The organism is Streptomyces sp. ML-6 (assembly GCF_030116705.1).
GTDB lineage: Bacteria > Actinomycetota > Actinomycetes > Streptomycetales > Streptomycetaceae > Streptomyces.
This window is the reverse complement of sequence record NZ_JAOTIK010000001.1, coordinates 4119813-4142716: the sequence shown is the minus strand read 5'-3', so window position 1 is coordinate 4142716 and position 22904 is coordinate 4119813. Positions and strand designations below refer to the sequence as shown.

Below are 22904 nucleotides of genomic sequence, written 5' to 3'. Positions count from 1 at the left end.
GGTCCGTACGGCGCGGCCATCGCCCCGCCCCGGAGCCGGGCGGCCGGCGAGGCGGACGGCAGCGGCAACGACGGCTCGGAGGGGGTCGGCGGCTCGACGGGGGCCGGCGGCTCGGTGGTCGCGGGCGCGGACGGCGTCGGGGTCCCCGATGACTGCGGCACCCCGGGGCCGGGGGGCGGGACCGGGGGCGCCGGTGTCCCGTCGCCACCCCGCGCGGGTTCCGGACCGCCCGGCTCCGCTCCCGGGCGCCCGTCGCCGGGAGCGTCCGGGGCCCCGGTGGAAGCGCCGGGCTCCGGCGAGCCGGCGGCTTCCCGCTCGGAGTCGGAGTGCGCCTCGGCCCGGCCGCCCCCGGCCCGGACGCGGCCGGTGCCCGCCACGGTGCCGCCGTCCGGCCGCGCCGCGCTCCTCCGCCCCGGCGGACCGCGACGGCGAGGGCGCGGGCTTCGTGCCGCTCCCCTCGTCGCCGTCACCGACGCTCATGCAGCCTGCGGACGCGGCGACCGTCGCTGCGATGACGGCCGCCCATCGGACGGGGGCGGGGAACTGGCGCACGGGAGGCACCTCCGGGAGCACGAAGGGGGCGGAGCGGTACGGAAGGAGCGGGCGGGACTTCCGTGCCCAACTCCCCTCCCCCCGCCGGGGACACGCCCCCGTCCCGGGCCGCGCACCGCCCCGTGTCCGAAAACGCGCGGGTTTCCGGAGGGGCCATGCGCCACCGCCACCGGAAGAGCCCGTACGCGGCAGCCCGTACGCGAGGGGCTGCGCACCACCGCCCCTCCCGGGGCCCGTGCGCGACCGGCCCCGGCTCACCCGTAGCCGAGCGCGTGCAGCCTCTCGTCGTCGATGCCGAAGTGGTGGGCGATCTCGTGCACCCACAAACTTTCATCAAACATCTCTCACCAGACCGTCCGGGAACCTACGATCCCCCACAGGGAGTAACGATCGGAGGCTCCAGTGTCACCACGCTCGGCGTTCACACGCACCGTTTCATCAGCACTCAGGGCAATTCTCTACCTTCGGATATCAGACCTCACGGACACCTCGACCTCGATACCGCGCCAGGAGAAGGCAGGCCACTCGAAGGCAGACGAGCTGGGCGCCGATGTGGTGAAGATCTTCAAGGACGTGGACAAGTCCGGCTACCACGCGTACGTGGACCGCCCCGACTGGGACGCCGCCCTGTCCATGCTTCGCGAGCGCCTCGCGGACGTACTGATCGTCTTCAAGGTGGACCGAGCAACGCGCCAAGGCATCCCGCAGGCATCAGAGATCATCCGTGTCGTTTACGAGACCGGGTGCCGCTTCATCTCGGTAGCCGACGGTATCGACTCCCAGAACGAGGGCTGGGAGATCCAACTCACCCTTGCCGCCCATCAGGCCCACAAGGAGTCCAAGAACACGTCGATCCGGGTCGCGGACCTCCGGGCGGACGAACGCGACGAAGGCCGCTGGATGGGCAGTCGTCCATACGGCTTCGTCGTCACCCCGGAGCGGAAGCTCACCCCGCATCCGGAGGAGTCGAAGATCGTCAGCGCCGTGGTCGCCAAGCTCCTGGATGGTCAGTCCCTGCGTTCCGTGGCGAAGTGGCTGAACGATCAGGGCCACGACTCTCCGCGCTGGGCAGGCCGGAAGCTACGGATCGCTCAGCTTGAGGCCAAGGGCGAACCGATCAAGGCCCAGAAGCTCCGGGAGAAGCCGCTCAAGACGCCGAACTCATGGTCGTGGCCCGTCGTCCGGCAGCTTGTGATCTCACCCACCCTGGCGGGGTACCTGCCGCACAAGGGTGAGGTTCACCGTCACAGCGTGACCGGCGAGATGGTCCGGGTGGGCAAGGAGATCATCAGCTTCGCGGACCACACCCGCCTGCGATCGATGTTCGGCAGCCGTGTCCCGGTCCACTGGACCCGGGACTCCACGCCGGGCACGAAGTCCAAGGAGACCGGACGGGCTGTGACCGGACTTCTCTCGGACTACCTGGGCTGCGCCGGGTGCGGCTCCCGCATGTCGTACGACACGGCATTCGTCCGTAACGGAGAGGTCTGGCCACGCTACCGCTGCATCCGGCGTCACTTCAGCGGCCGATGCCCTGGCGTGCTGATCAAGGGTACTCACGCGGACGCCCTGGTGACCGAAGCGGTGATCACCCGTCTCGGGGCCCTTGCTGACGACGACCCGGCGGTCCTGGCCATCGCGCAGCGCTGGGCCGACATGAAGCACCCGGACCGCAAGGCCCGCCGCTCCCAGCTTGAGGCGTTGATCTTGGAGGAGGAGCAGTTTCTTGACCGTCTGGAGGACGAGAAACTGAAGGGCCTGTTTCGAGGCTCCCGTGGTGAGGCCCGCTTCAAGCGCCGCTACGACGAGAGCAACGAGAGGCTGGACGCCTACGAGCGGGAGTTGAACAGCCTCCCCACCGGGAAGGCGCTCGACATCACTTTCCTGCGGGAGACGGACCTCTTCCGCGAGGCGTGGGAGAAGTGGCCCCTTCCTGAGCGTCGAGAGATCGTCGGTCTCGTGCTGGAGCGGGCTTGGGTGCTCAAGGCCCGCCAGACCGGGGTCCGCCCGACGATGGACCGCTTCCGCTTCTGGTGGGTCGGAGAAGAGCGCCCGAAGGACCTGACCTTCTCCACAACGCTCGCGGAGGCCAACACCCAGCCTGAGCCCAAGTAAGCCTCACAGGCCCCCCAGACGGCCACGCGGCCCCGTTCCACCCAGCCAGAGGGACGGGGCTCCCGCCCGGCGACGCTCTCACCGGCAAGGGCAGGCAGCCAGCTCCCCAGTCCAAGGGTGAGGGCGGTGACGAAGTGACGGAATGACGATTAGTTCCTATTCCATCCATGAAACCAAGAACCAGTAGATTTAAGGGGTAACCGAGCTTCAGCAGCACTTCGTCACTTCGTCACCGCAGTGGTCCCCCGCTGACCACCAAATCCCGACCGGACGCTCATCGCGTGCAAGGCCCGGGGCGAGCGGCCCCGCTGAGGGGAAGAGCGGCCCGGAAGTTCCCGCGCGTGCACGCCGGCGATCCCGGCCCCAGCTCGGAAAACGCGCCCTGGGTGCGGCTCCGTTTTTGGACTCTCGGGCGCTGTCTGACCTGGGCAAAGCCCGTTCCGCACCCCTGAGAAAGGCACCCGCTAAGGGGGCGATAAGCCCCGCAGAGCACCAACAAGGCCCCCGATGGCTGCCCGTACTGGGTGGCTGTCGGGGGCTTTCGTGCTTACTAGCTGTTTCTGACTCCTCGAACCAGCAGAGTCCCCGTGCGCTGGCTTCCGACCGGGGGCGGGATCACGGACACAGAGACATCCACGTATCCGTGCTCCTTTAGCGTCCGGGCCCACACGTCCGGCTCGTAGTCCCATCGCTTGACGACGGCCGGTTCTTCGTCGGGGCCCCGTGGGATGTAGGACGCCTGACAGCCGTAGCAACCCTCCACGGCGGGCCGCTGGGACATGGCGAACACCCCGCCGGGCTTGAGCGTCGCGTGGACGGCGGGAAGCATCTCCGCAGGATCAGTGAAGTAGGCGGCCCCGAAGACGGAGTAGATCGCGTCGAAGGGAGCCATCCCCCGCAGGAAGGTGAGCGCGTCTCCCCTGTGCAGGGTCATGCCTTCGATGTCGGACCAGCGATCGCGAGCCTTGGCCAACTGCGCCGGCGACAGGTCGATTCCCACGGCTTCCATGCCGAGAGTGGCGAGATGAGCGACGTTGCCACCGGATCCACACCCCAGGTCCAGCACCCTGCCTCCGGACGGCAGAGAGAGCACTTCGGCCCCCGGTCCATGGTCAGGGTGTTGGGTCCAGTTGAACCAGGTGGTCTCGCCCTTGGCGTTGGTCTTCCGGCGCTGGGGCTTGCTCTGCGAGTAGGTGTCCCAGGCAGCGCTACGAGTGTCGGTCACGGCGTCCGTCCCATTTCGTGGCGAGAGCCGCCCGGCGTGGGGACCGGACGGCTCACGCGCTGAGGCGTGCTACTTGTTCACGGGGCTGTCGGTGCACCCAGCGTGGCACTGCGTGCAGTCCGCCGCGCCCTCGTTGGGCCAGAATTCCGGGTCGATGGTGAACCCGACGGCGCGGATCGCCGCCTTCGTCGCCTCCATGGCGGCCCTGCCCGCTTCGGGGTCCGAGCCGGACTCGTCGTCGTCCGGGACGTGGTGGATGTAGTCCACGCCGAGCGACTTGGCGAAGGCCACGTAGGGGACGCTCCGCTGGAGGAACGCGTGCCAGAACAGGTCCACCCGAAGGGACGGGGTGAGCGGCTCGTCGGTGAGCGTCGAGGCCACCAGGAAGGCCGCCATCTGGCTCACTCCACGCTCGCCCTGGTCGTCGGACATCTCCGGCCAGGTCTTGCGCACGTCCCGGGCGAGCCGTTCCCGGAGGTCCGGGCTGATGAGGCCCAAGACCTCGGCCGACTGCTTCGTGATCGTCACGTCATTTCCTTCCGTGTCGGATGGTGCGTGATCGGGGAGGAGCATCGGGGGCATTCGCAGGGAGGCCACGCGGCGGACGCTGCGGGGGTCAACGGCTTGTCGCTCCGGTCGGTGGGGAAGACGACCTCTCCGCCGTAGGTTCTGCCGCCGTCGCGGGATACCCGCACCGTCATGGTCATCCGCTCACGCTCCCTCGTAGCTGCCTCACGACGCCCTGATGTTCCGCCTGTGGGCCAGGGCAGAGCGACGACGGATCGGGCGTCTTCGGGGCGTCACTCAGAGGGGCGTCAATGACGCCTCAATGGGCGTCAAACCGGTGTCATTGCAAGGCTGTTCGGTCTAGCTTTGACGTCATGACGACGACCGCTGTGGTGCCGAATGATGTGCTGCGGGCCGTACGAATGGGCCTGCGTATGAGCCAGGACGAGTTCGCCAACGCGCTCCGCCAGGCGGGGGCCGAACTGGGAGAGCCCAACGAGGCGTCCAAGCGCCTTGTGCAGCGCTGGGAATCCGGGACGAGCAAGACAACCCCGGGGCGTCTACGCCAGGGCGTTAGAACGGGTCACAGGGCGACCCGTGGAAGCCCTGGGGTTCGCCCTGCCGGTACCGATGGCACGGGTCCACGCCGATGGGTCAGGAGGGCATGACATGGACGCTGGAGCAGGGGGCGTCACCTCCGCAGCCGCGACCGCCGCACCGGTCACCGAGGAGACGTTCTCGGGGATCTGGCTCAGCCGGTACGAGTTCTACTCGTCCAGCCGGGACGCGACGTACGAGGGCAAGCACTACGTGGTGATCGTCCAGCACGGGAACCGGCTGACCGCTCAGAGCCTTCCGGGGGCGTCCAGCAACCCGGAAAGCCCGCTCACCCTGGATCTCACCGTTGATCGCAACGTGGTGACCGGCTCCTGGGTGGAGCAGACGGCGTCTGACGGCTACTACCAGGGCGCCCGGTACCACGGTGCGGTTCAGTTGCTGGTCGAGCCGACCGGCCGCCGGATAGCCGGAAAGTGGGTCGGCTTCGGCAAGGACTTCGACGTGAACACCGGGCCGTGGGAGCTGCGGCTTGTGGACCGGTCCACCAGCAAGGCCGCTCTGGAGCGGTACAGCCAAGCGCCGGAGTGACCGTCCGGAGGCTTCTCGCGCCTCTCCTCCGTGGAAGTGATGTCGCTCACGGAGAATGGCCGTGTGCTGGAGATGACGCGAGAAGCCTTCGAAGAGCTGGTGTCCGATGCCCTGGACACGATCCCGCCTGAGCTGACGCGGATCATGGACAACGTCGCCGTGTTCGTGGAGGACGAGCCCCCAGCGGACGATCCGGAGCTTCTGGGGCTCTACGAGGGGACTCCGCTCACGGAGCGGGGCGAGTGGTACGCCGGGGTGCTGCCGGACCGCATCTCGATCTACATGGGGCCGACGCTGCGGATGTGCGAGACCCCGGCAGACGTGGTGGACGAAGTTGCCGTGACCGTCGTCCATGAGATCGCCCACCACTTCGGCATCGACGACGAGCGGCTGCACGAACTGGGCTGGGGTTGATCCAGGGCGGTCCGTCAGGCCGCTATCAAGCCGCGAGACTCACCTGAACAGGGGATTCCTCACTCGAAGAGGTGTACGACGGGATATCGTGCACGACGGTGATCTCGGTCTCGGCGACGACGTCCTCGCGGGACTCGCGCATCCGGAGCGTCGGCCCCCGGTAGATGGTGATCCGGTCCGGCAGCACCCCGGCGTACCACTCCCCGCGCTCGGTCAGCGGGGTGCCCTCGTACAGCCCGAGCAGCTCCGGATCGCTCGGGTCCGGTTCGTCCTCGACGAACACCGCGACGTTGTCCATCAGCCGCGCCGGCTCCAGCGGGATCAGGTCCAGCGCCTCGGCGACCAGCTCTTCGAACTCTTCGCGCGTCATCTCCAGCACCCCGCCATTGTCCCGTACGCCCCGCCCGTGCGCCCCGGTCCGGAGCGCCCCGCCGATCCGCCGGCCGCCGTCCTGCCTCGGGCTCGGGCGCGGACCGGCCCGGGGCGGCGACGGCCGAGGTCAGCCCCCGTACGCCGGTGGAGCACCCGCCCGGCGCACCCCTGTCACCTATTCGGTTTGGCTGACCCCGAAACGCCGTAGTACAGTCTCCGACGTGCCCAAGGGCGCCGGTCAGGACTCGACCGTCCCGAAACCCCCGGGTCGAAGGAAAAACAGTTCTGCCCTCATCGTCTAGTGGCCCAGGACGCCGCCCTTTCAAGGCGGTAGCACGGGTTCGAATCCCGTTGGGGGCACGCACAACCTTGTGCGACACTTAGTCGCACAACAGCTTGGTCCTGTGGAGCAGTTTGGAGTGCTCGCCACCCTGTCAAGGTGGAGGCCGCGGGTTCAAATCCCGTCAGGACCGCTGCAGCCCTTTTGAGCTGCGTGGCTGGGTAGCTCAGTTGGTACGAGCGATCGCCTGAAAAGCGATAGGTCGCCGGTTCGATCCCGGCCCCAGCCACCATTCGAAGGCCCCGTCCGATGGACGGGGCCTTCGTCGTATCAGGCCTCTTCCCGGTCGGCCGAGTTCACGCCGGTACGGCCGCGCCACGCCCGTACCGCCAGGAACAGCAGCACCACCGTGACCACGGCGACCAGCGCCATGCCGTCCGGCACGCGCTCGCCCATGCGCTGGGCCCACTGCTCGACGGCGAAGGAATCGTCCACGTCCAGCAGTCCGGGCAGCGCCGTCGTGCCGTCGAACACCAGGAACAGCGCGCCGAGGCCGATGAAGAACAGCCCGGACAGCAGGCTCGTGGTGTGCGCCTCGAAACGGCCGATCCTGAAGGTCCGGCCGCGCAGCCAGGTGCGGCGCCCCAGGTCGAAGCGTTCCCAGAGCAGGGCGAGCAGGAAGAGCGGGATCGCCATGCCCAGGGCGTACACGGCGAGCAGCAGCCCGCCGTAGACCGGGCTGCCGCTGACCGCCGCCACGGTGAGGACGCTGCCGAGGATCGGGCCCGCGCAGAATCCGGCCAGCCCGTAGACGGCGCCCAGCGCGTAGACGGACAGGGCGGTGGTGGGGCGGATCCGGCCGCTGAGGGCGGCGATCCGGCGCGAGGCGAAGCCCAGGCCCACGATCTGGGCGACGCCGAGCGCGATGATCAGCCAGCCCGCGCCGAGGACGAGCGCGTCGCGGTGGCCGTAGAAGAGCCGTCCGGCGTACGAGCCCGCGGCGCCGAGCGGGACCAGGGTGGTGGCCAGGCCGGCGTAGAAGATGCCGGTGCGGGCCAGGAGCCGCGAGGCCGAGTCGATCGAGTATGCGAAGAAGGCGGGCAGCAGGAGGGCGCTGCACGGGCTGACCAGGGCGAGCAGCCCGCCGAGGAAGGCGGCGAAGTAGCCGATGTCGGCCGTCACTTCGCGTCCTCCGCGCCGCCCTTGCCGCTCCCGGAGCCCTCGCCGCCCTTGGCGCCCTTGGCGTCCTCGGTCCTGCGGGCCTCCTTCGCCGCCGCCTCGATGACCTCGGTGAAGGTCTCCAGGGGCTGGGCCCCGGCGATCGGGCGGCCGTTGATCAGGAACGACGGGGTGGAGGTCGCGCCGATCCCGTACCCCTGTTCCTGGTCCTTGCCCACCGCGGCCGAGGCGGCGGAGCTCTCCGTGTCGCGCGCGAACCGGGCGAGGTCCGCGACCCCGGCCTGCCGGGCGAGCTCCTTCAGCCGGTCCTCGCCGAAGCCCTTCTCCTTGGCCCCCTCCGCGTACGCGGCGGCGTGGAACTGCCAGAAACGGCCCTGCTGGCCGGCGGCCCACGCGGCGCGCGCGGCAGCCTCGGACTCGGCGCCGAAGATCGGGAAGTTGCGCCACTCGATGCGCAGGGTGCCGTTCTCGACGTACTTCTTCACCAGGACGGGTTCGGTGTCGCGGGCGAACTTGCCGCAGTAGCCGCACTTGAAGTCGGCGTACTCGATGAGGACCACGGGGGCGTCCGCCCGGCCCTGGGCGAGCTTGTCGCCGGCGTCGCGCCGGGCCAGCTTCGCCAGCTCCGGATAGACCCCGGCGTCCGCCTCGGCGGTGACGTCGGCGGCCGGGGAGGACGTGGTGGAACCCGTGGAATCGGGGGCGGTGGCCCGGTAGGAGGCGTAGCCGAGCAGCGCGGCGGCCAGGACGACCCCGGCGCCGTAGAGCACCGGCTTCCTGGACCGCGAGGTGCGGGCGGGCGTGCGGGAGGGCGTGGACTTGGACATGCGGGACTCCGTGCTGAGCGGGTGGAAAGGGAAAGGAGAGAGGAAGGGACGGCCGGGTGGGGCGGTCCTCTACACCCTCAGCACGGAGAGTTCGACGGGAGTGGGAGCGGCGGGCTCCGGGTCGCACAGCCCGATCCGCGCGGGCGGGCGGACGGGCCCCGGCCCGATCGCCGCGGGCAGGCCCCACTCGGCGAGGCCGGGGGCCTGGTCGTACGAGGCGCGGGCCCGGCCCGGGAGGGAGGGCTCGTTGCCGTCGTGCTTCTTGCCCCTGCCGCACCCGGGCATCTGCTGCCGCTCGTCGGCGGACGTCACCGCCGGACCGGGGTCAAGGTCGTGCCCGGCCGGCGCGACCGTCGCCACCGCCCCCGCGGCGGTCACGGACGCGCCGCCGCCTTTGGTGACGGTCGCGGCCGGCCCGCAGAACAGCCCCAGCACGACCGCGACCACCGCCATCAGGCAGCACCACTGCGTACGGGACACGGCGACCGGCCTTTCCGGACGGGGACGACGGGCAGGGACGACGGGCGGGAGCAAGGGGGCACGGGCTGTGTGCTCGGCTGCCCGAAATGGTACGTGCTGTGTTTCCCCGCCTCCCCGCCGTGCCTCGCCGTGCCTTGCCATGCCCCGCCGTGCCCCGGGCTCGCGGACGCGCCGGCGCTTCGGTGCATGGGTGTGCCGATGCGGTGACGCGTCGGCGTGGTGACCGGGGCCGCACGAAATGCGTTCGCCGTTCGTCGGGCCCGAGTGAGATCCTGGGCTCCGTATGTCTACTTCCTTCGCCGATCTCCAGTCCCAGCTCGGAGAGATCTCGCTCCGCGACGCGCACCGGCTCGGCCGCCGTCTCGAAGGTGCCCGCCGCATCCGCAAGCCCGAGGCCCGGCAGTCCGTGCTGGACGAGATCGCCGCCGAGGCCGCCAAGGCGGCCGAGCGGCTCTCGCTGCGTGCCGCCCGGGTACCCGCCGTGTCCTACCCGGACCAGCTCCCGGTCAGCCAGAAGAAGGACGAGATCCTGGAGGCGATACGCGACCACCAGGTCGTGATCGTCGCCGGGGAGACCGGCTCCGGCAAGACCACGCAGATCCCCAAGATCTGCATGGAGCTGGGGCGCGGGGTCCGGGGCATGATCGGGCACACCCAGCCGCGCCGGATCGCGGCCCGTACGGTCGCCGAGCGCGTCGCCGACGAACTGAGGACGCCGCTGGGCGAGGCGGTCGGCTGGAAGGTCCGCTTCACCGACCAGGTGAACCCCGACGCGACGTTCGTGAAGCTGATGACGGACGGCATCCTGCTCGCCGAGATCCAGACGGACCGCGAGCTGCGCGCCTACGACACGATCATCATCGACGAGGCCCACGAGCGGTCGCTGAACATCGACTTCCTGCTCGGCTACCTGGCCAGGCTGCTGCCCAGGCGCCCGGACCTGAAGGTCGTCATCACCTCCGCGACGATCGACCCCGAACGGTTCGCGCGCCACTTCGGCGACGCCCCGATCGTCGAGGTCAGCGGGCGCACGTATCCGGTCGAGGTGCGTTACCGCCCCCTCCTCGAAGAGGAGGGGGAAGACTCCGACCGCGACCAGATCACCGCGATCTGCGACGCCGTCGACGAGCTCCAGACCGAGGGCCCCGGCGACATCCTGGTCTTCCTCTCCGGCGAGCGGGAGATCCGTGACACCGCGGACGCGCTGAACAAGCGCAACCTGCGCCACACCGAGGTGCTCCCCCTCTACGCCCGGCTCTCGCACGCCGAGCAGCACCGGGTCTTCCAGCGCCACACGGGCCGCCGCATCGTCCTGGCGACCAACGTCGCCGAGACCTCGCTGACCGTGCCCGGCATCAAGTACGTGATCGACCCGGGCACCGCCCGGATCTCCCGCTACAGCCACCGCACCAAGGTCCAGCGGCTGCCGATCGAGCGGATCTCGCAGGCCAGCGCCAACCAGCGCAAGGGCCGCTGCGGCCGTACGTCGGACGGCATCTGCATCCGGCTGTACTCCGAGGACGACTTCCTGACCCGTCCCGAGTTCACCGACCCCGAGATCCTGCGCACCAACCTCGCCTCCGTCATCCTCCAGATGACCGCGGCCGGCCTCGGCGACATCGAGAAGTTCCCCTTCATCGACCCGCCGGACCACCGCAACATCCGCGACGGCATCCAGCTCCTCCAGGAGCTGGGCGCGCTGGATCCGGAGGAGAAGGATCCGAAGAAACGGCTCACCCAGCTCGGCCGGAAGCTCTCGCAGCTGCCCGTCGACCCGCGGCTGGCCCGCATGGTGATCGAGGCCGAGCGCAACGGCTGCACCCGCGAGGTCATGGTGATCGCGGCGGCGCTCTCCATCCAGGACCCGCGCGAACGGCCCGCGGAGAAGCAGACCCAGGCCGATCAGCAGCACGCCCGGTTCAAGGACGAGACCTCCGACTTCCTGGCGTTCCTCAACCTGTGGCGGTACGTCCGCGAGCAGCAGAAGGAACGCGGCTCCTCCAGCTTCCGCCGGATGTGCAAGCAGGAGTACCTGAACTTCCTGCGCATCCGCGAATGGCAGGACATCTACACGCAGCTGCGCACCGTCGCCAAGCAGATGGGCATCGCCCTCAACGAGGAGGACGCGCCGGAGCAGTCGGTGCACACCTCGCTGCTGGCCGGGCTGCTGTCGCACATCGGGCTGAAGGACACCGAGAAGAACGAGTACCTGGGTGCCCGCAGCGCCAAGTTCGCGATCTTCCCCGGTTCGGCGCTCTTCAAGAAGCAGCCGCGGTTCGTGATGTCGGCCGAACTGGTCGAGACGTCCCGGCTGTGGGCCCGGGTCAACGCCAGGGTCGAACCGGAGTGGATCGAACCGCTGGCCCAGCACCTGCTCAAGCGCACCTACAGCGAGCCGCACTGGGAGAAGGACCAGGCGGCGGTGATGGCGTACGAGCGGGTCACGCTCTACGGAGTGCCGATCGTCGCCCAGCGCAAGATCAATTTCGGCCGGATCGACCCCGAGACCTCGCGCGACCTGTTCATCCGCAACGCCCTGGTCGAGGGCGACTGGCGGACCCACCACCAGTTCTTCCACGACAACCGCAAACTGCTCGGCGAGGTCGAGGAGCTGGAGCACCGCGCCCGGCGCCGCGACATCCTCGTGGACGACGAGACGCTCTTCGACTTCTACGACCAGCGCATCCCCGCCCACGTGGTCTCCGGGGCGCACTTCGACTCCTGGTGGAAGCACAAGCGCCGGGACGAGCCGGACGCGCTGGACTTCGAGCGCTCGATGCTCATCAACGAGAAGGCCGGGGCCGTCACCAAGGACGACTACCCGGACTCCTGGCGGCAGGGGAAGCTCAAGTTCAAGGTCACGTACCAGTTCGAGCCGGGGGCGGACGCCGACGGCGTGACCGTCCACGTCCCGCTCCAGGTGCTCAACCAGGTCACCTCCGAGGGCTTCGACTGGCAGATCCCCGGCCTGCGCGAGGAAGTGGTCACCGAGCTGATCCGCTCCCTGCCCAAGCCGATCCGCCGGCACTACGTCCCCGCGCCGAACTACGCGGGCCGGTTCCTCGACCGGGCCGTGCCCCTGCAGGAGCCGCTGACGGTCACGCTCGCCCGTGAGCTCCAGCAGATGGTCGGCGTCCCGGTCACGGCCGACGACTTCGACCTGAGCCGCGTCCCGGACCACCTGAAGATCACTTTCCGGATCGTCGACGAGCGGCGCCGCAAGGTGGCCGAGGACAAGGACCTGGAGGCGCTGCGGCTCCGGCTGCGCCCCAAGGCCCGCCAGGCCCTCTCCAAGGCCGCCGCGGCCAGTGCGGGCCCCTCGGGCGAGTCCGTCGAGCGCTCGGGCCTCACGGACTGGACGATCGGCACGCTGAACAAGGTCTTCGAGACCCGCCGGGCCGGCCAGCCGGTCAAGGCGTATCCCGCGCTGGTCGACCAGGGCGACACGGTCGCCGTGCGGCTCTTCGACACCGAGGCCGAGCAGCAGCGGGCGATGCGGCTCGGCACCCGGAAGCTGATCATGCTGAACGTGCCGGTGAACCCGGCGAAGTTCGCCTCGGACCAGCTGACGAACCAGCAGAAGCTGGCCCTGTCCCGCAATCCGCACGGCTCCGTCCAGGCGCTCTTCGAGGACTGCGCGACGGCCGCCGCCGACCGGCTGATCGAGGCGCACGGCGGCCCGGCCTGGGACGAGGAGTCGTTCCGGAAGCTGTACGACAAGGTGCGCACCGACCTGGTGGCGCTGACCGAGCACGCGGTCAAGCAGGTCCAGCAGGTGCTGGCCGCCTGGCAGTCCTGCGAGCGGCGCCTGAGGGCGACCAACAGCCTGGTCCTGGTCGACAACGTCACCGACGTCCGCGACCAGCTCGCCGCCCTCGTGCCGCCGGGCTTCGTCACGAAGACCGGGCTGCGCAGGCTGCCCGACCTGATGCGCTACCTGGTCGCCGCGGACCGCAGGCTCCAGCAGATGCCGACGGCCGCCCAGCGCGACACCACGCGCATGGAGAAGATCCACGAGATGCAGGACGAGTACGCCTGGCTGCTGGAGCAGCTGCCGCAGGGCAGGCCCGTCCCGCAGGAGGTCCTGGAGATCCGCTGGATGATCGAGGAGCTCCGGGTCAGCTACTTCGCCCATGCGCTGGGGACCGCCTACCCGGTCTCCGACAAGCGCATCGTTAAGGCGATCGACGCGGCGGCGCCGTGAGCGGGCCCGCCCGGACGGGCCCCTTCCGCGGTGACGGAGTCACCACCATCGGTGAGTTCGACCTGACCCTCTGACCTGCTGTACAGTCTGTCTTCGCAGCCAGCCGCAAGGCAGGCGGCGAAAACCTGGTCCTGTGGAGCAGTTTGGAGTGCTCGCCACCCTGTCAAGGTGGAGGCCGCGGGTTCAAATCCCGTCAGGACCGCAGTGACGAAAGCCCGGATCCCCTGGATCCGGGCTTTCGCGTGTCGTGGCTCCGGTGATTGCCGACGAGCAGTCAGGGCGTCAGGAGCCGCCCCTTCTCCCAGTACGGACCACGATCCACCGGGGGTGGCTCGCACTGCGACGGGCATCCGCACACCCGCCCACGCCTCGCGTCCACCCCGCACCGGACCGCCACCCGGACCACCCCTCCCCCGCCCGCACTCCAGGCCTCCTCACCCACGCCCCCGGCCGGCCGTCCCGCGTCGCCGTCGGCCCGGCACCGGCCCCGCCCGCTCCACGGACGGGCCCACGCGGCCCGCCAGGGGCCTTCTGACGGCCTTTCGGACCCATTTCCCGCCCCGGACCGCCCGCGCCGCCCCCGAGGCGCCGGAGGCGCCCGGGAGGGCCGGGGCGGAAATCCCCGCGCACAGGAAAGCCGGGACGAAAGTCCCCCCGGCGAGCGACCAATGGCGAGGCGTTCCGCTCCCCGGCGGTGGCAGGCTCGTCAGCAGCAGGATCCATGCGGTGTGACGGGAGTCACTCAAGCAGTTTTGAGAAGGGGTGACCTTACACCCGTCCTACAACTGCCGAATTTAATATGTGCAATTGCACCACCTGGACGAGAGTCCCGTGGGACCATCCCGGCCCGCCCCGTCCCGGCCTCCTCGGACGGCCCGGCCCGGTCACCCGTGGACCCGCCCGGGAGCGCGCACGAACGTACGAACACACGGGCGACTACAGGCGCGTACGGGAACACGCGGGCGTGCTCGGGCGTGCGCGGACACAAAAAGATCGCGCTGGACTCGGCGGAGTCCAGCGCGATCGAACGACGCACCCGCATTTCACAGGTATGGCGCCCGTTGGGGCGGGCGCCCGTCATATGGAGCATGGGGTGGGCCTGTACGGGTTGGGGGACCCGGAAGCCCGGTTGTTGCGCGACGCAGGGGGTGTGTCAGGCCTCGCTGCGCTGCTGCGGAATACCCGCAAGCAGTGCGCGGACCTCTGCCTCGCGGTACCGGCGGTGTCCACCGAGCGTACGGATGGACGTGAGCTTGCCGGCCTTTGCCCAGCGGGTAACCGTCTTCGGGTCCACGCGGAACATCGTGGCAACCTCAGCCGGGGTCAGCAGCGGCTCGGCATCAGGGGTGCGAGCAGTCATGAGCGGCCTCCTCGGGAGAACCGAACCATCTCGGTTCTTTCCTCTAAATTCTGCACCTTGACCCGCGTTGCCCGAAATGGCGGACGCGGGCCGAGTCGGTTATAGGACGAACGGCTTGTCCTCGGCACTACAACTACACCATCCGTCCAGCCACGTCGGCCAAACCGATGGAATTGCCCTCCCAGGTGTTCATCAGCGACGGAAGCCGATGGACCATGCCATAGCGGACAGTCACACCGCCGTGACGATCAGTCACAGAGCGATCAGGAGCCACCAGACCCCCCATAGCGTGCAATGCAGAGCAATCCGCCCTTAGTTGGACGGAAGGAGCCCTCCCCGGACTCCTTGTCCTATTTTGGCACGAGGAGTAGGGAACGGCGCAAGGGCCCAGTTAGTGCTATCCATCACGCTTGAGGCAAAGGCCCGGTTCGGGACGTAGGTCCCGGACGGACTTCCGCCTCCACGTCCCCACGTGCCGCACGGGGCACCGGTTCACCTCACATGGATACAAGATCACGGACGCGGATCGCGCCCCGTCAGTTCGCGAACTGACGATCTTTCACCGCCCGCCAGCGCTCCGCCAGCCGTCCGTACGCCTCGCTCGCCCCCTCGGTGTCACCGGCCCGCAGCGCCTCGAGGCCCTCGGCCACGTCGGCGGCCGACCGGTCCCCGGCGAGCTGCCCGGCCGGCAGGGCGTGCACCAGACCCGCGTAGTCCAGCTCGACCAGCGCCCGCGGATGGAACTCCTCCAGCCAGCGCCCCACGTCCACGAGCCCCTCGATCAGCGGGCCCTCGTCCACCGCCTCCCGCATGGTCCGCAGCGCCCGCGCCAGCCGCCGCCGGGCCTGCACCATGGGCGTCCGGTACCGCAGCACGGGCGCCGCGCCGTCGCCGCCCGCCGCGTACTCCCGCTCCTCGTCGGAGAAGAGCACGAACCAGCGCACCGGCACCTGCCACACCGAGGTGCGGATCCACGGTCTGGCGTCCGGATTCCGCTCCGCCCACCGCTCGTGGTCCGCGACCGCCTGCCCGCGCACCACCGGCGGCAGCACCGCGTCGAGCACGGGGGCGGGGAACATCTCGGCCAGTTCCTCCAGGGCCAGCCAGCCGCGCAGCCGGGTCCGCCACGGACAGACGCACACCACCCCGTCCGTCTCGACGACGAACGCGTCCCCGCTCTCGTGCGCCGGCACCGCGACCGGCGGCGTGGCCGCCAAGTCGGCCAGCGAGCGGCGCAGTTCGTCCTGGGCCGTGGGGCGTCCGGAGCGCTCCGCGTACCGGGCCCAGTGGCTCCGTTCGGGCTCCGGGAAGGCGGCCAGCGGCTCGTACACCCGGAGGTAGGACGCGTAGGGAACGAGCACCGAAGACACCACCGACATGCAGCAGATCGTGTCATGCCGGTACTCCGCCGGGGGGTGATCTCGGCACCGGAACAGATCTACGTGCGCGTAGGACTTACGCTCTTGCCCAGTCGGACCTGCCATGTCGGCCGGTCCGCGGCCCTCCCCACCTTCAGGAGGGTCCTCCGCCGCTTCGTACTTGGGAGTCACCACAGTGACCGATGTGACCGGCGCGCCTGCTGATGTACTGCACACCCTGTTCCGCTCGGAGCAGGGGGGCCACGAGCAAGTCGTGCTCTGCCAGGACCGTGCCACCGGCCTCAAGGCCGTGATCGCCATCCACTCCACCGCCCTGGGCCCGGCCCTCGGCGGCACCCGCTTCTATCCGTACGCCTCCGAGGGGGAGGCCGTCGCGGACGCGCTGAACCTCGCGCGCGGCATGTCGTACAAGAACGCCATGGCCGGTCTCGACCACGGCGGCGGCAAGGCCGTCATCATCGGCGACCCGGAGAGGATCAAGACGGAGGAGCTGCTGCTGGCCTACGGGCGGTTCGTGGCCTCGCTCGGCGGGCGCTACGTGACCGCCTGCGACGTCGGCACCTACGTCACCGACATGGATGTCGTCGCCCGCGAGTGCCGCTGGACCACCGGCCGCTCCCCCGAGAACGGCGGCGCCGGCGACTCCTCGGTGCTCACCTCCTTCGGTGTCTTCCAGGGCATGCGGGCCTCGGCCCAGCACCTCTGGGGCGACCCGACGCTGCGTGGCCGAAAAGTGGGGGTCGCCGGAGTCGGCAAGGTCGGCCACCACCTGGTCGAGCACCTGCTCTCGGACGGTGCGGAGGTCGTGATCACGGACGTCCGGGAGGAATCCGTGCGCCGGATCACCGAGCGGCACCCCGAGGTCTCCGTCGCGGCGGACACCGACGCGCTGATCCGCACCGAGGGCCTCGACATCTACGCCCCGTGCGCGCTCGGCGGCGCCCTGAACGACGAGACCGTCCCGGTGCTCACCGCCAAGGTCGTGTGCGGTGCGGCCAACAACCAGCTCGCGCACTCCGGTGTCGAGAAGGACCTGTCGGACCGCGCCATCCTGTACGCACCCGACTACGTGGTGAACGCGGGCGGTGTCATCCAGGTCGCCGACGAGCTGCACGGCTTCGACTTCGACCGGTGCAAGGCGAAGGCGACCAAGATCTTCGACACCACGCTGGCCATATTCGCACGTGCGAAGGCCGACGGCATTCCGCCGGCCGCCGCGGCCGACCGGATCGCCGAGCAGCGGATGGCCGAAGCGCGCCGTAGCTGACTGTCGCCGATCCGTCGCCGTACGTGTGCGGCGACGGATCGGGGCGTGCGGCCGCCGACCGGGGAGACAAGACTCACGCCGGTCGGCGGGTCGCCTGCCCAGAAGAGGTTAAAATCGCAGTTGACCAGCAAGGACGGGGCTCCTCGCAGGTCTCCTTCCGGGGTGCGTGATGCGGGCGGCGTACCGTATGGCCGCGGAAGCAGGTACCGTTGAAGCCCTACGGGCACGGTCTCTCCATACGAGAGTCCGTCCTGAAACATGAACGCGTGTCAAGACTCTGGGGCCGTCGAGCCCCGTCACCGAGGGGGTCGAGCCATGGGGCGCGGCCGGGCAAAGGCCAAGCAGACAAAGGTCGCCCGCCAGCTGAAGTACAGCACCGGCGGGACTGACCTGTCGCGTCTGGCCAATGAGCTGGGCGCAACGCCTTCCAGTCAGCCACCGAACGCGGAGCCGTTCGAGGACGACGAGGAGGATGACCCGTACGCACGGTACGCGGATCTGTACAACGACGACGAGGACGAGGACGAGGACGACAAGTCCAGTCCGTCGTCACAGCGCCGCGGCGCTTGACCTCGCGCTGACACATCAACCCGGTCCGGGCTTGTCCCGGGCCGGGTTCTGTGCTGCCCCGGCCCGGTCCTCCCCCGCGTGAGCCGGGCACGGAACCCGGTGTCCACGCGGTGCTCCCCGCCCGTCCGGCCTGCCGGGATTCCGGTGGTCGGGAGGGGCGGGGCTCCGTGCACACCGGGCGGTCCCGGTGTGCACGTCCGGGTCGCACCAGGTCGTCCCGGTGTCCCATCGATGCCTAGCGGGCGTACTCGCCGACGAGCTCCGCACCCGAGGTGTGCGTCCCGCGCCCGATGATCTCGCCCGCGACCCAGGAGTCGACCCCGCGGTCGGCCAGCGTCGTCAGTGCCGCGTCCACGGACTCGGCCGGGACGATCGCGATCATGCCGACGCCCATGTTCAGCGTCTTCTCCAGCTCCAGCTGCTCGACCCGTCCCGTCCGGCCGACCACGTCGAAGACCGCGCCGGGCGTCCAGGTGGAACGGTCGACCCTGGCGTGCAGTCCGTCCGGGATGACCCGGGCCAGGTTGTTGGCCAGGCCGCCGCCGGTGACGTGGCTGAAGCCGTGGACCTCGGTCGTGCGGGTGAGGGCCAGGCAGTCCAGCGAGTAGATCCGGGTGGGCTCCAGGAGCTCCTCGCCGAGGGTCCGGCCGAACTCCTCGACCTGGCGGTCCAGCGACCAGCCGGCCCGGTCGAAGACGACGTGGCGGACGAGTGAGTACCCGTTGGAGTGAAGACCGGACGACGCCATGGCGATCACCACGTCGCCCTCGCGGATGCGGTCCGGGCCCAGCAGCCGGTCGGCCTCGACCACGCCCGTGCCGGCGCCGGCGACGTCGAAGTCGTCCGGGCCGAGGAGGCCCGGGTGCTCGGCCGTCTCGCCGCCGACCAGGGCGCAGCCCGCCAGGACACAGCCCTCGGCGATGCCCTTCACGATGGACGCGACCCGCTCGGGGTGGACCTTGCCGACGCAGATGTAGTCGGTCATGAACAGCGGCTCGGCGCCGCAGACGACCAGGTCGTCGACGACCATGCCGACGAGGTCGTGGCCGATGGTGTCGTACACGCCCATCTTGCGGGCGAGGTCGACCTTCGTGCCGACGCCGTCGGTCGCGGAGGCCAGCAACGGACGCTCGTAGCGCTTGAGGGCCGAGGCGTCGAAGAGGCCGGCGAAGCCGCCGAGGCCGCCGAGGCCCGCGACCTCGGGGCGCTGCGTCTTCTTCACCCACTCCTTCATCAGCTCGACGGCGCGGTCGCCGGCCTCGATGTCGACGCCCGCTGCCGCGTAGGAAGCACCTGTTGTCTCAGACATTGCCTGGGATCTTTCGTGTGGAGATACGGGGCTGGTGGCCGGAGGTGGACGGCCGGGCCGTCACGGGCGGCGCAGCGCGTCGGTCGCGGCGGTCGCCGCCGGGCCCGCCGCCAGCTCGGTCTCCAGCAGCTGCTTGCCGAGCAGCTCCGGGTCCGGGAGCTCCATGGGGTACTCGCCGTCGAAGCAGGCGCGGCACAGGTTCGGCTTGGCGATCGTGGTCGCCTCGACCATCGCGTCGAGCGAGATGTAGGCGAGCGAGTCCGCGCCCATCGACGTGCCGATCTCCTCGACCGACATGCCGTTGGCGATCAGCTCGGCGCGGGTGGCGAAGTCGATGCCGAAGAAGCACGGCCACTTGACCGGCGGGGACGAGATCCGGATGTGGATCTCGGCGGCACCGGCCTCGCGGAGCATCCGGACCAGTGCGCGCTGGGTGTTGCCGCGGACGATCGAGTCGTCGACGACCACCAGGCGCTTGCCCTTGATGACTTCCTTGAGCGGGTTCAGCTTGAGCCGGATGCCGAGCTGCCGGATGGTCTGGGAGGGCTGGATGAAGGTCCGGCCGACGTAGGCGTTCTTCACCAGTCCGGCGCCGAACGGGATGCCGCTGGCCTCGGCGTAACCGATCGCGGCGGGGGTGCCGGACTCCGGCGTCGCTATGACCAGGTCGGCCTCGACCGGCGCCTCGGCGGCCAGCCTGCGGCCCATCTCCACCCGGGAGAGGTAGACGTTGCGCCCGGCGATGTCGGTGTCGGGGCGGGCCAGGTAGACGTACTCGAAGACACAGCCCTTGGGCTTCGCTTCCGCGAAGCGCGAGGTGCGCAGGCCGTTCTCGTCGATGGCGACGAGCTCGCCCGGCTCGATCTCGCGGACGAAGCTGGCGCCGCAGATGTCGAGGGCGGCGGTCTCGGACGCCACCACCCAGCCGCGCTCCAGCCGGCCGAGGACCAGCGGGCGGATGCCCTGCGGGTCGCGGGCCGCGTAGAGGGTGTGCTCGTCCATGAAGACGAGGGAGAAGGCGCCCTTCACCTCGGGAAGCACCTTCGCGGCGGCCTCCTCGACGGTGAGCGGCTTGCCGTCGTCGTCGGTCTGGCCGGCGAGCAGGGCGGTCACCAGGTCGGTGTCGTTCGTCGCGGCGACCTGGGTGGCGCGGCCGTCCTTGCGGGGAAGGTCGGCGACCATCTCGGCGAGCTGGGCCGTGTTGACCAGGTTGCCGTTGTGACCCAGGGCGATCGAGCCGTGCGCGGTGGCACGGAACGTCGGCTGCGCGTTCTCCCACACCGAGGCACCGGTGGTGGAGTAGCGGGCATGACCGACCGCGATATGGCCCTGGAGGGATCCCAGAGACGTTTCGTCGAAGACCTGCGAGACCAGTCCCATGTCCTTGAAGACCAGGATCTGGGACCCGTTGCTCACTGCGATGCCCGCGGACTCCTGTCCACGGTGCTGCAGGGCATACAGTCCGAAATAGGTGAGCTTGGCGACCTCTTCGCCCGGAGCCCAGACACCGAAGACGCCGCAAGCGTCCTGGGGGCCCTTCTCTCCGGGGAGCAGGTCGTGGTTGAGTCGTCCATCACCACGAGGCACGCCACCGAGTGTAGGCGAGGTCGACCACTGGTCCGAATTCGGGACACCGCGCCGGACCACCGGGGAAGCGCTCCCGAGGGGGGTGCGAGACCCCTTCCGGGTGATCACCCGGAGTGATCGTCCGCGGCTCCCGGCGGGCGCGCGGCACGGGGCGCGGACCGGCCACAGGGCGGCGGCTGCGCGGATCAGCGCCCCTGGGACCGGCGAGTTCCGGCCATTCGGCGCGGGGGCGCGGCGGGCCCGATGGTGGCGCTCGGTGAACCGGCCGACGGGCCGTCGCGGAACCCGTCCGAACGTGCGTTTCGTGGCGAGCCTCACATCGCAATCCGCCCTACTCGCCGGTTCGCGGATCGTGTCGCCGGGGCCGCGGGCCGTACCGCCGGGGCCGTGGGCGGGGTTCCCGGGCGGGGTGTCCGAGGCGGTCACCGGCGGCAGGACCGCTCAGCCCATCAGGGGCAGGAGGGCTTCGAGGTCGGCCCGTTCGCCGCTCGCGGAGAGCTTGGCGGCGTCGAGGGCCCGCGCCCACCGCGTACGGCCGGTGGCGAGCCCGATCCAGGTGAGCGGGTCGGTCTCGACGACGTTGGGCGGCGTACCGCGCGTGTGCTTGGGGCCCTGCACGCACTGGACCACGGCGAACGGCGGGACGCGCACCTCGACCGAGCCGCCCGGCGCCTTCCGGGCGAGGGCGTCGGCGAGCAGCCGGGTGCAGGCGGCGAGCGCCTGCCGGTCGTACGGGACGTCGAGGCCGGTCGCCTCGTTCAGGTCGTCGGTGTGCACGACGAGCTCGACGGTACGGGTGACGAGGAAGTCGGTCAGCCGCATCGTGCCCGCCGGGACCGACAGCAGCCGGTCGTCGGGAACGTCGGGCACCAGCTCCTCGAACCGCCCGGTGACCTCCTCGTACAGCGCGTCCAGGTCCGGGGTCGCCGCGGCGAGCTCCCGGGTGCCGTCGGCGATGGGGGCGGCCCGGTCCGCGGTCGAGAACGGCCAGTCGAGGAGTTCCGGATCGGGCCCGGCCGCGGCGGGCGGCGGCAGCTCCAGGCTCCGGGTGAGGTGCGAGAGCCCCATGGTCAGGTGCACGGCCAGTTCGCGCACGGTCCAGTCGCCGAGCCGGGTCGGCAGGGCGAGCTGCTCGGGCGTCAGGGTGCGGACGGCCCCGCGGACGTGGGCGAACTGCGCCAGGACCGCGCTGCGGGTCCGGGCCGGGTCGTAGCGGCGGGCGCGTTTCCGGGACGGCGGCATGCCCAGGAGCCTACGGCCTGCCCGGCGCCCCGATCGGCGGTCGGCGGTCGGTGGGCGGCGGTGGTGGACCGTCGGTCGTCGGCTCAGTTCCGAATCGCGAAGTCGCCCAGTCCGCCGGCCAGGAGGCCGAAGCCGCGCTCGGCCAGCTCGGCGGCTTCCGGGGCGATCGCGTCGGCGCGCTCGCCCGCCAGCAGCCGCAGCTGGTTCGCCTGTATCAGCGAGTTGCGGGTGCTGATCAGCTGGGCCGCCGCGATCCGGGCGATCGGCGGCTCCTGCCCCTCCTCGACCAGGACCTCGGCGAGCAGCTCGAAGGAGCGCATGGCGAACGAGTGGGCCCTGATCAGCAGCGCCGGGGTCTCCTGGATCAGCCGGCGCACCTCCAGCACCATCGGCAGGTCGCTCATCCCGACCGAGGGGTCGCGGCGCTCCATCGCCTCCAGGAACTGGGTGCGCACGGCGGCCAGGGCGGACTCGCCGGGCGCCCGGTCCCGTACCACCCGCGCGACGTCGCCGACGTGCTCCTCCATCGGCGCGAGGACCAGGTCCTCCTTGCTCGCGAAGTAGTTGAAGACCGTCATCTTCGACACCTCGGCGGCCTCGGCGATCTCGGCGACCGAGACCTGGTCGAAGCCGCGCTCGGCGAAGAGTTCGGTGGCCGCGGCCAGCAGACGGTGGCGCGTCTGGCGCTTCTTGCGCTCGCGCAGGCTCATCCCCTCGGTCATGGCGGCACTGTACCAGGATGAAAGTTGAGCTTGGATTAATTCTTGACCGAATATAATTTTATGAGTCGTGGTGCTGCCGGGCACGAAGGTGCCGAGCCGCCCGGGAAGGGAGCCCCGTCCTGCCGGCGGGCCGCGCCGACGGTCGCGTGACGCGTACCGTACGCCCC

At 70.2% G+C, this 22904-nt stretch carries 17 protein-coding genes, 4 tRNA genes and 2 pseudogenes; 10 read left to right on the top strand and 13 right to left on the bottom strand.

Features of this window, described 5'->3' with window-relative positions:
- Window positions 1-806: 806 nt before the first annotated feature.
- Window positions 807-872: pseudogene (locus OCT49_RS18375) on the bottom strand (metallopeptidase family protein); the annotation flags it as partial.
- An 82-nt stretch (window positions 873-954) separates the two neighbouring features.
- On the opposite strand from OCT49_RS18375, the gene OCT49_RS18370 reads away from it, so the two are divergent.
- The gene (locus OCT49_RS18370; RefSeq protein WP_283852953.1) at window positions 955-2667 is read left to right on the top strand and encodes a recombinase family protein; all 1713 of its coding nucleotides are present in this window, start codon (window positions 955-957) and stop codon (window positions 2665-2667) included.
- A 550-nt stretch (window positions 2668-3217) separates the two neighbouring features.
- Here OCT49_RS18370 and OCT49_RS18365 read toward each other — a convergent pair.
- Window positions 3218-3892 (bottom strand): class I SAM-dependent methyltransferase, encoded by a 675-nt coding sequence (locus OCT49_RS18365; RefSeq protein WP_283852952.1) that lies wholly within the window; start codon window positions 3890-3892, stop codon window positions 3218-3220.
- Between the two features lie 69 nt (window positions 3893-3961).
- Window positions 3962-4420 carry a hypothetical protein gene (locus OCT49_RS18360; protein WP_283852951.1) on the bottom strand — a complete coding sequence of 153 codons (459 nt, stop codon included), beginning with the start codon at window positions 4418-4420 and terminating at the stop codon, window positions 3962-3964.
- Between the two features lie 353 nt (window positions 4421-4773).
- Between OCT49_RS18360 and OCT49_RS18355 the strand changes: the two are divergent.
- Window positions 4774-5545, top strand: a pseudogene (locus OCT49_RS18355) (helix-turn-helix domain-containing protein).
- Between the two features lie 63 nt (window positions 5546-5608).
- Entirely contained in the window at window positions 5609-5959 is a 351-nt protein-coding gene (locus OCT49_RS18350) for a metallopeptidase family protein (RefSeq protein WP_283852950.1), read from the top strand.
- Between the two features lie 25 nt (window positions 5960-5984).
- On the opposite strand, the gene OCT49_RS18345 is transcribed toward OCT49_RS18350, so the two are convergent.
- Window positions 5985-6338: a metallopeptidase family protein gene (locus tag OCT49_RS18345; RefSeq protein ID WP_283852949.1), complete on the bottom strand. Its 354-nt coding sequence runs from the start codon at window positions 6336-6338 to the stop codon at window positions 5985-5987.
- Between the two features lie 280 nt (window positions 6339-6618).
- On the opposite strand from OCT49_RS18345, the gene OCT49_RS18340 reads away from it, so the two are divergent.
- The 3 genes from OCT49_RS18340 to OCT49_RS18330 all read left to right on the top strand — a co-directional run bounded on the left by OCT49_RS18340 (window position 6619) and on the right by OCT49_RS18330 (window position 6903).
- Window positions 6619-6691 (top strand) — tRNA-Glu (locus OCT49_RS18340).
- A 38-nt stretch (window positions 6692-6729) separates the two neighbouring features.
- Window positions 6730-6804, top strand: a tRNA-Asp gene (locus tag OCT49_RS18335).
- 22 nt (window positions 6805-6826) lie between these two features.
- Window positions 6827-6903, top strand: a tRNA-Phe gene (locus OCT49_RS18330).
- A gap of 38 nt (window positions 6904-6941) precedes the next feature.
- On the opposite strand, the gene OCT49_RS18325 is transcribed toward OCT49_RS18330, so the two are convergent.
- The 3 genes from OCT49_RS18325 to OCT49_RS18315 all read right to left on the bottom strand — a co-directional run bounded on the left by OCT49_RS18325 (window position 6942) and on the right by OCT49_RS18315 (window position 9097).
- Window positions 6942-7793 (bottom strand): cytochrome c biogenesis CcdA family protein, encoded by an 852-nt coding sequence (locus OCT49_RS18325; RefSeq protein ID WP_283852948.1) that lies wholly within the window; start codon window positions 7791-7793, stop codon window positions 6942-6944.
- Complete coding sequence (locus tag OCT49_RS18320) at window positions 7790-8617, bottom strand: DsbA family protein (RefSeq protein WP_283852947.1); 828 nt, start codon at window positions 8615-8617, stop codon at window positions 7790-7792. The genes OCT49_RS18325 and OCT49_RS18320 overlap by 4 nt, the downstream gene beginning before the upstream one ends.
- Before the next feature lie 69 nt (window positions 8618-8686).
- Window positions 8687-9097 (bottom strand): hypothetical protein, encoded by a 411-nt coding sequence (locus OCT49_RS18315; RefSeq protein ID WP_283852946.1) that lies wholly within the window; start codon window positions 9095-9097, stop codon window positions 8687-8689.
- Window positions 9098-9380: 283 nt separating this feature from the next.
- On the opposite strand from OCT49_RS18315, the gene hrpA reads away from it, so the two are divergent.
- Window positions 9381-13301, top strand: coding sequence for an ATP-dependent RNA helicase HrpA (gene hrpA, locus OCT49_RS18310; RefSeq protein ID WP_283852945.1), 3921 nt, complete (start codon window positions 9381-9383; stop codon window positions 13299-13301).
- Window positions 13302-13428: 127 nt separating this feature from the next.
- A tRNA-Asp gene (locus OCT49_RS18305) sits at window positions 13429-13503 on the top strand.
- A gap of 951 nt (window positions 13504-14454) precedes the next feature.
- On the opposite strand, the gene bldC is transcribed toward OCT49_RS18305, so the two are convergent.
- Both bldC and OCT49_RS18295 read right to left on the bottom strand, forming a co-directional pair.
- Window positions 14455-14661: a developmental transcriptional regulator BldC gene (gene bldC, locus OCT49_RS18300; protein WP_003949541.1), complete on the bottom strand. Its 207-nt coding sequence runs from the start codon at window positions 14659-14661 to the stop codon at window positions 14455-14457.
- A gap of 536 nt (window positions 14662-15197) precedes the next feature.
- Window positions 15198-16040, bottom strand: coding sequence for a DUF8083 family protein (locus OCT49_RS18295; protein ID WP_283852944.1), 843 nt, complete (start codon window positions 16038-16040; stop codon window positions 15198-15200).
- Window positions 16041-16215: 175 nt separating this feature from the next.
- On the opposite strand from OCT49_RS18295, the gene OCT49_RS18290 reads away from it, so the two are divergent.
- Window positions 16216-17307, top strand: coding sequence for a Leu/Phe/Val dehydrogenase (locus tag OCT49_RS18290; protein WP_283852943.1), 1092 nt, complete (start codon window positions 16216-16218; stop codon window positions 17305-17307).
- A 315-nt stretch (window positions 17308-17622) separates the two neighbouring features.
- Window positions 17623-17877: a DUF3073 domain-containing protein gene (locus tag OCT49_RS18285; protein ID WP_283852942.1), complete on the top strand. Its 255-nt coding sequence runs from the start codon at window positions 17623-17625 to the stop codon at window positions 17875-17877.
- Between the two features lie 235 nt (window positions 17878-18112).
- Here OCT49_RS18285 and purM read toward each other — a convergent pair whose 3' ends face one another.
- The 4 genes from purM to OCT49_RS18265 all read right to left on the bottom strand — a co-directional run bounded on the left by purM (window position 18113) and on the right by OCT49_RS18265 (window position 22737).
- Window positions 18113-19186, bottom strand: a complete 1074-nt coding sequence (gene purM / locus OCT49_RS18280; RefSeq protein ID WP_283852941.1) for a phosphoribosylformylglycinamidine cyclo-ligase — start codon at window positions 19184-19186, stop codon at window positions 18113-18115.
- Window positions 19187-19246: 60 nt separating this feature from the next.
- Window positions 19247-20773 (bottom strand): amidophosphoribosyltransferase, encoded by a 1527-nt coding sequence (gene purF, locus OCT49_RS18275; protein ID WP_283852940.1) that lies wholly within the window; start codon window positions 20771-20773, stop codon window positions 19247-19249.
- 441 nt (window positions 20774-21214) lie between these two features.
- A complete protein-coding gene (locus tag OCT49_RS18270; protein ID WP_283852939.1) occupies window positions 21215-22015 on the bottom strand; it encodes a maleylpyruvate isomerase family mycothiol-dependent enzyme in 801 nt (266 codons plus the stop codon).
- An 83-nt stretch (window positions 22016-22098) separates the two neighbouring features.
- Window positions 22099-22737 carry a TetR/AcrR family transcriptional regulator gene (locus OCT49_RS18265; protein ID WP_283852938.1) on the bottom strand — a complete coding sequence of 213 codons (639 nt, stop codon included), beginning with the start codon at window positions 22735-22737 and terminating at the stop codon, window positions 22099-22101.
- Between the last annotated feature and the right edge of the window lie 167 nt (window positions 22738-22904).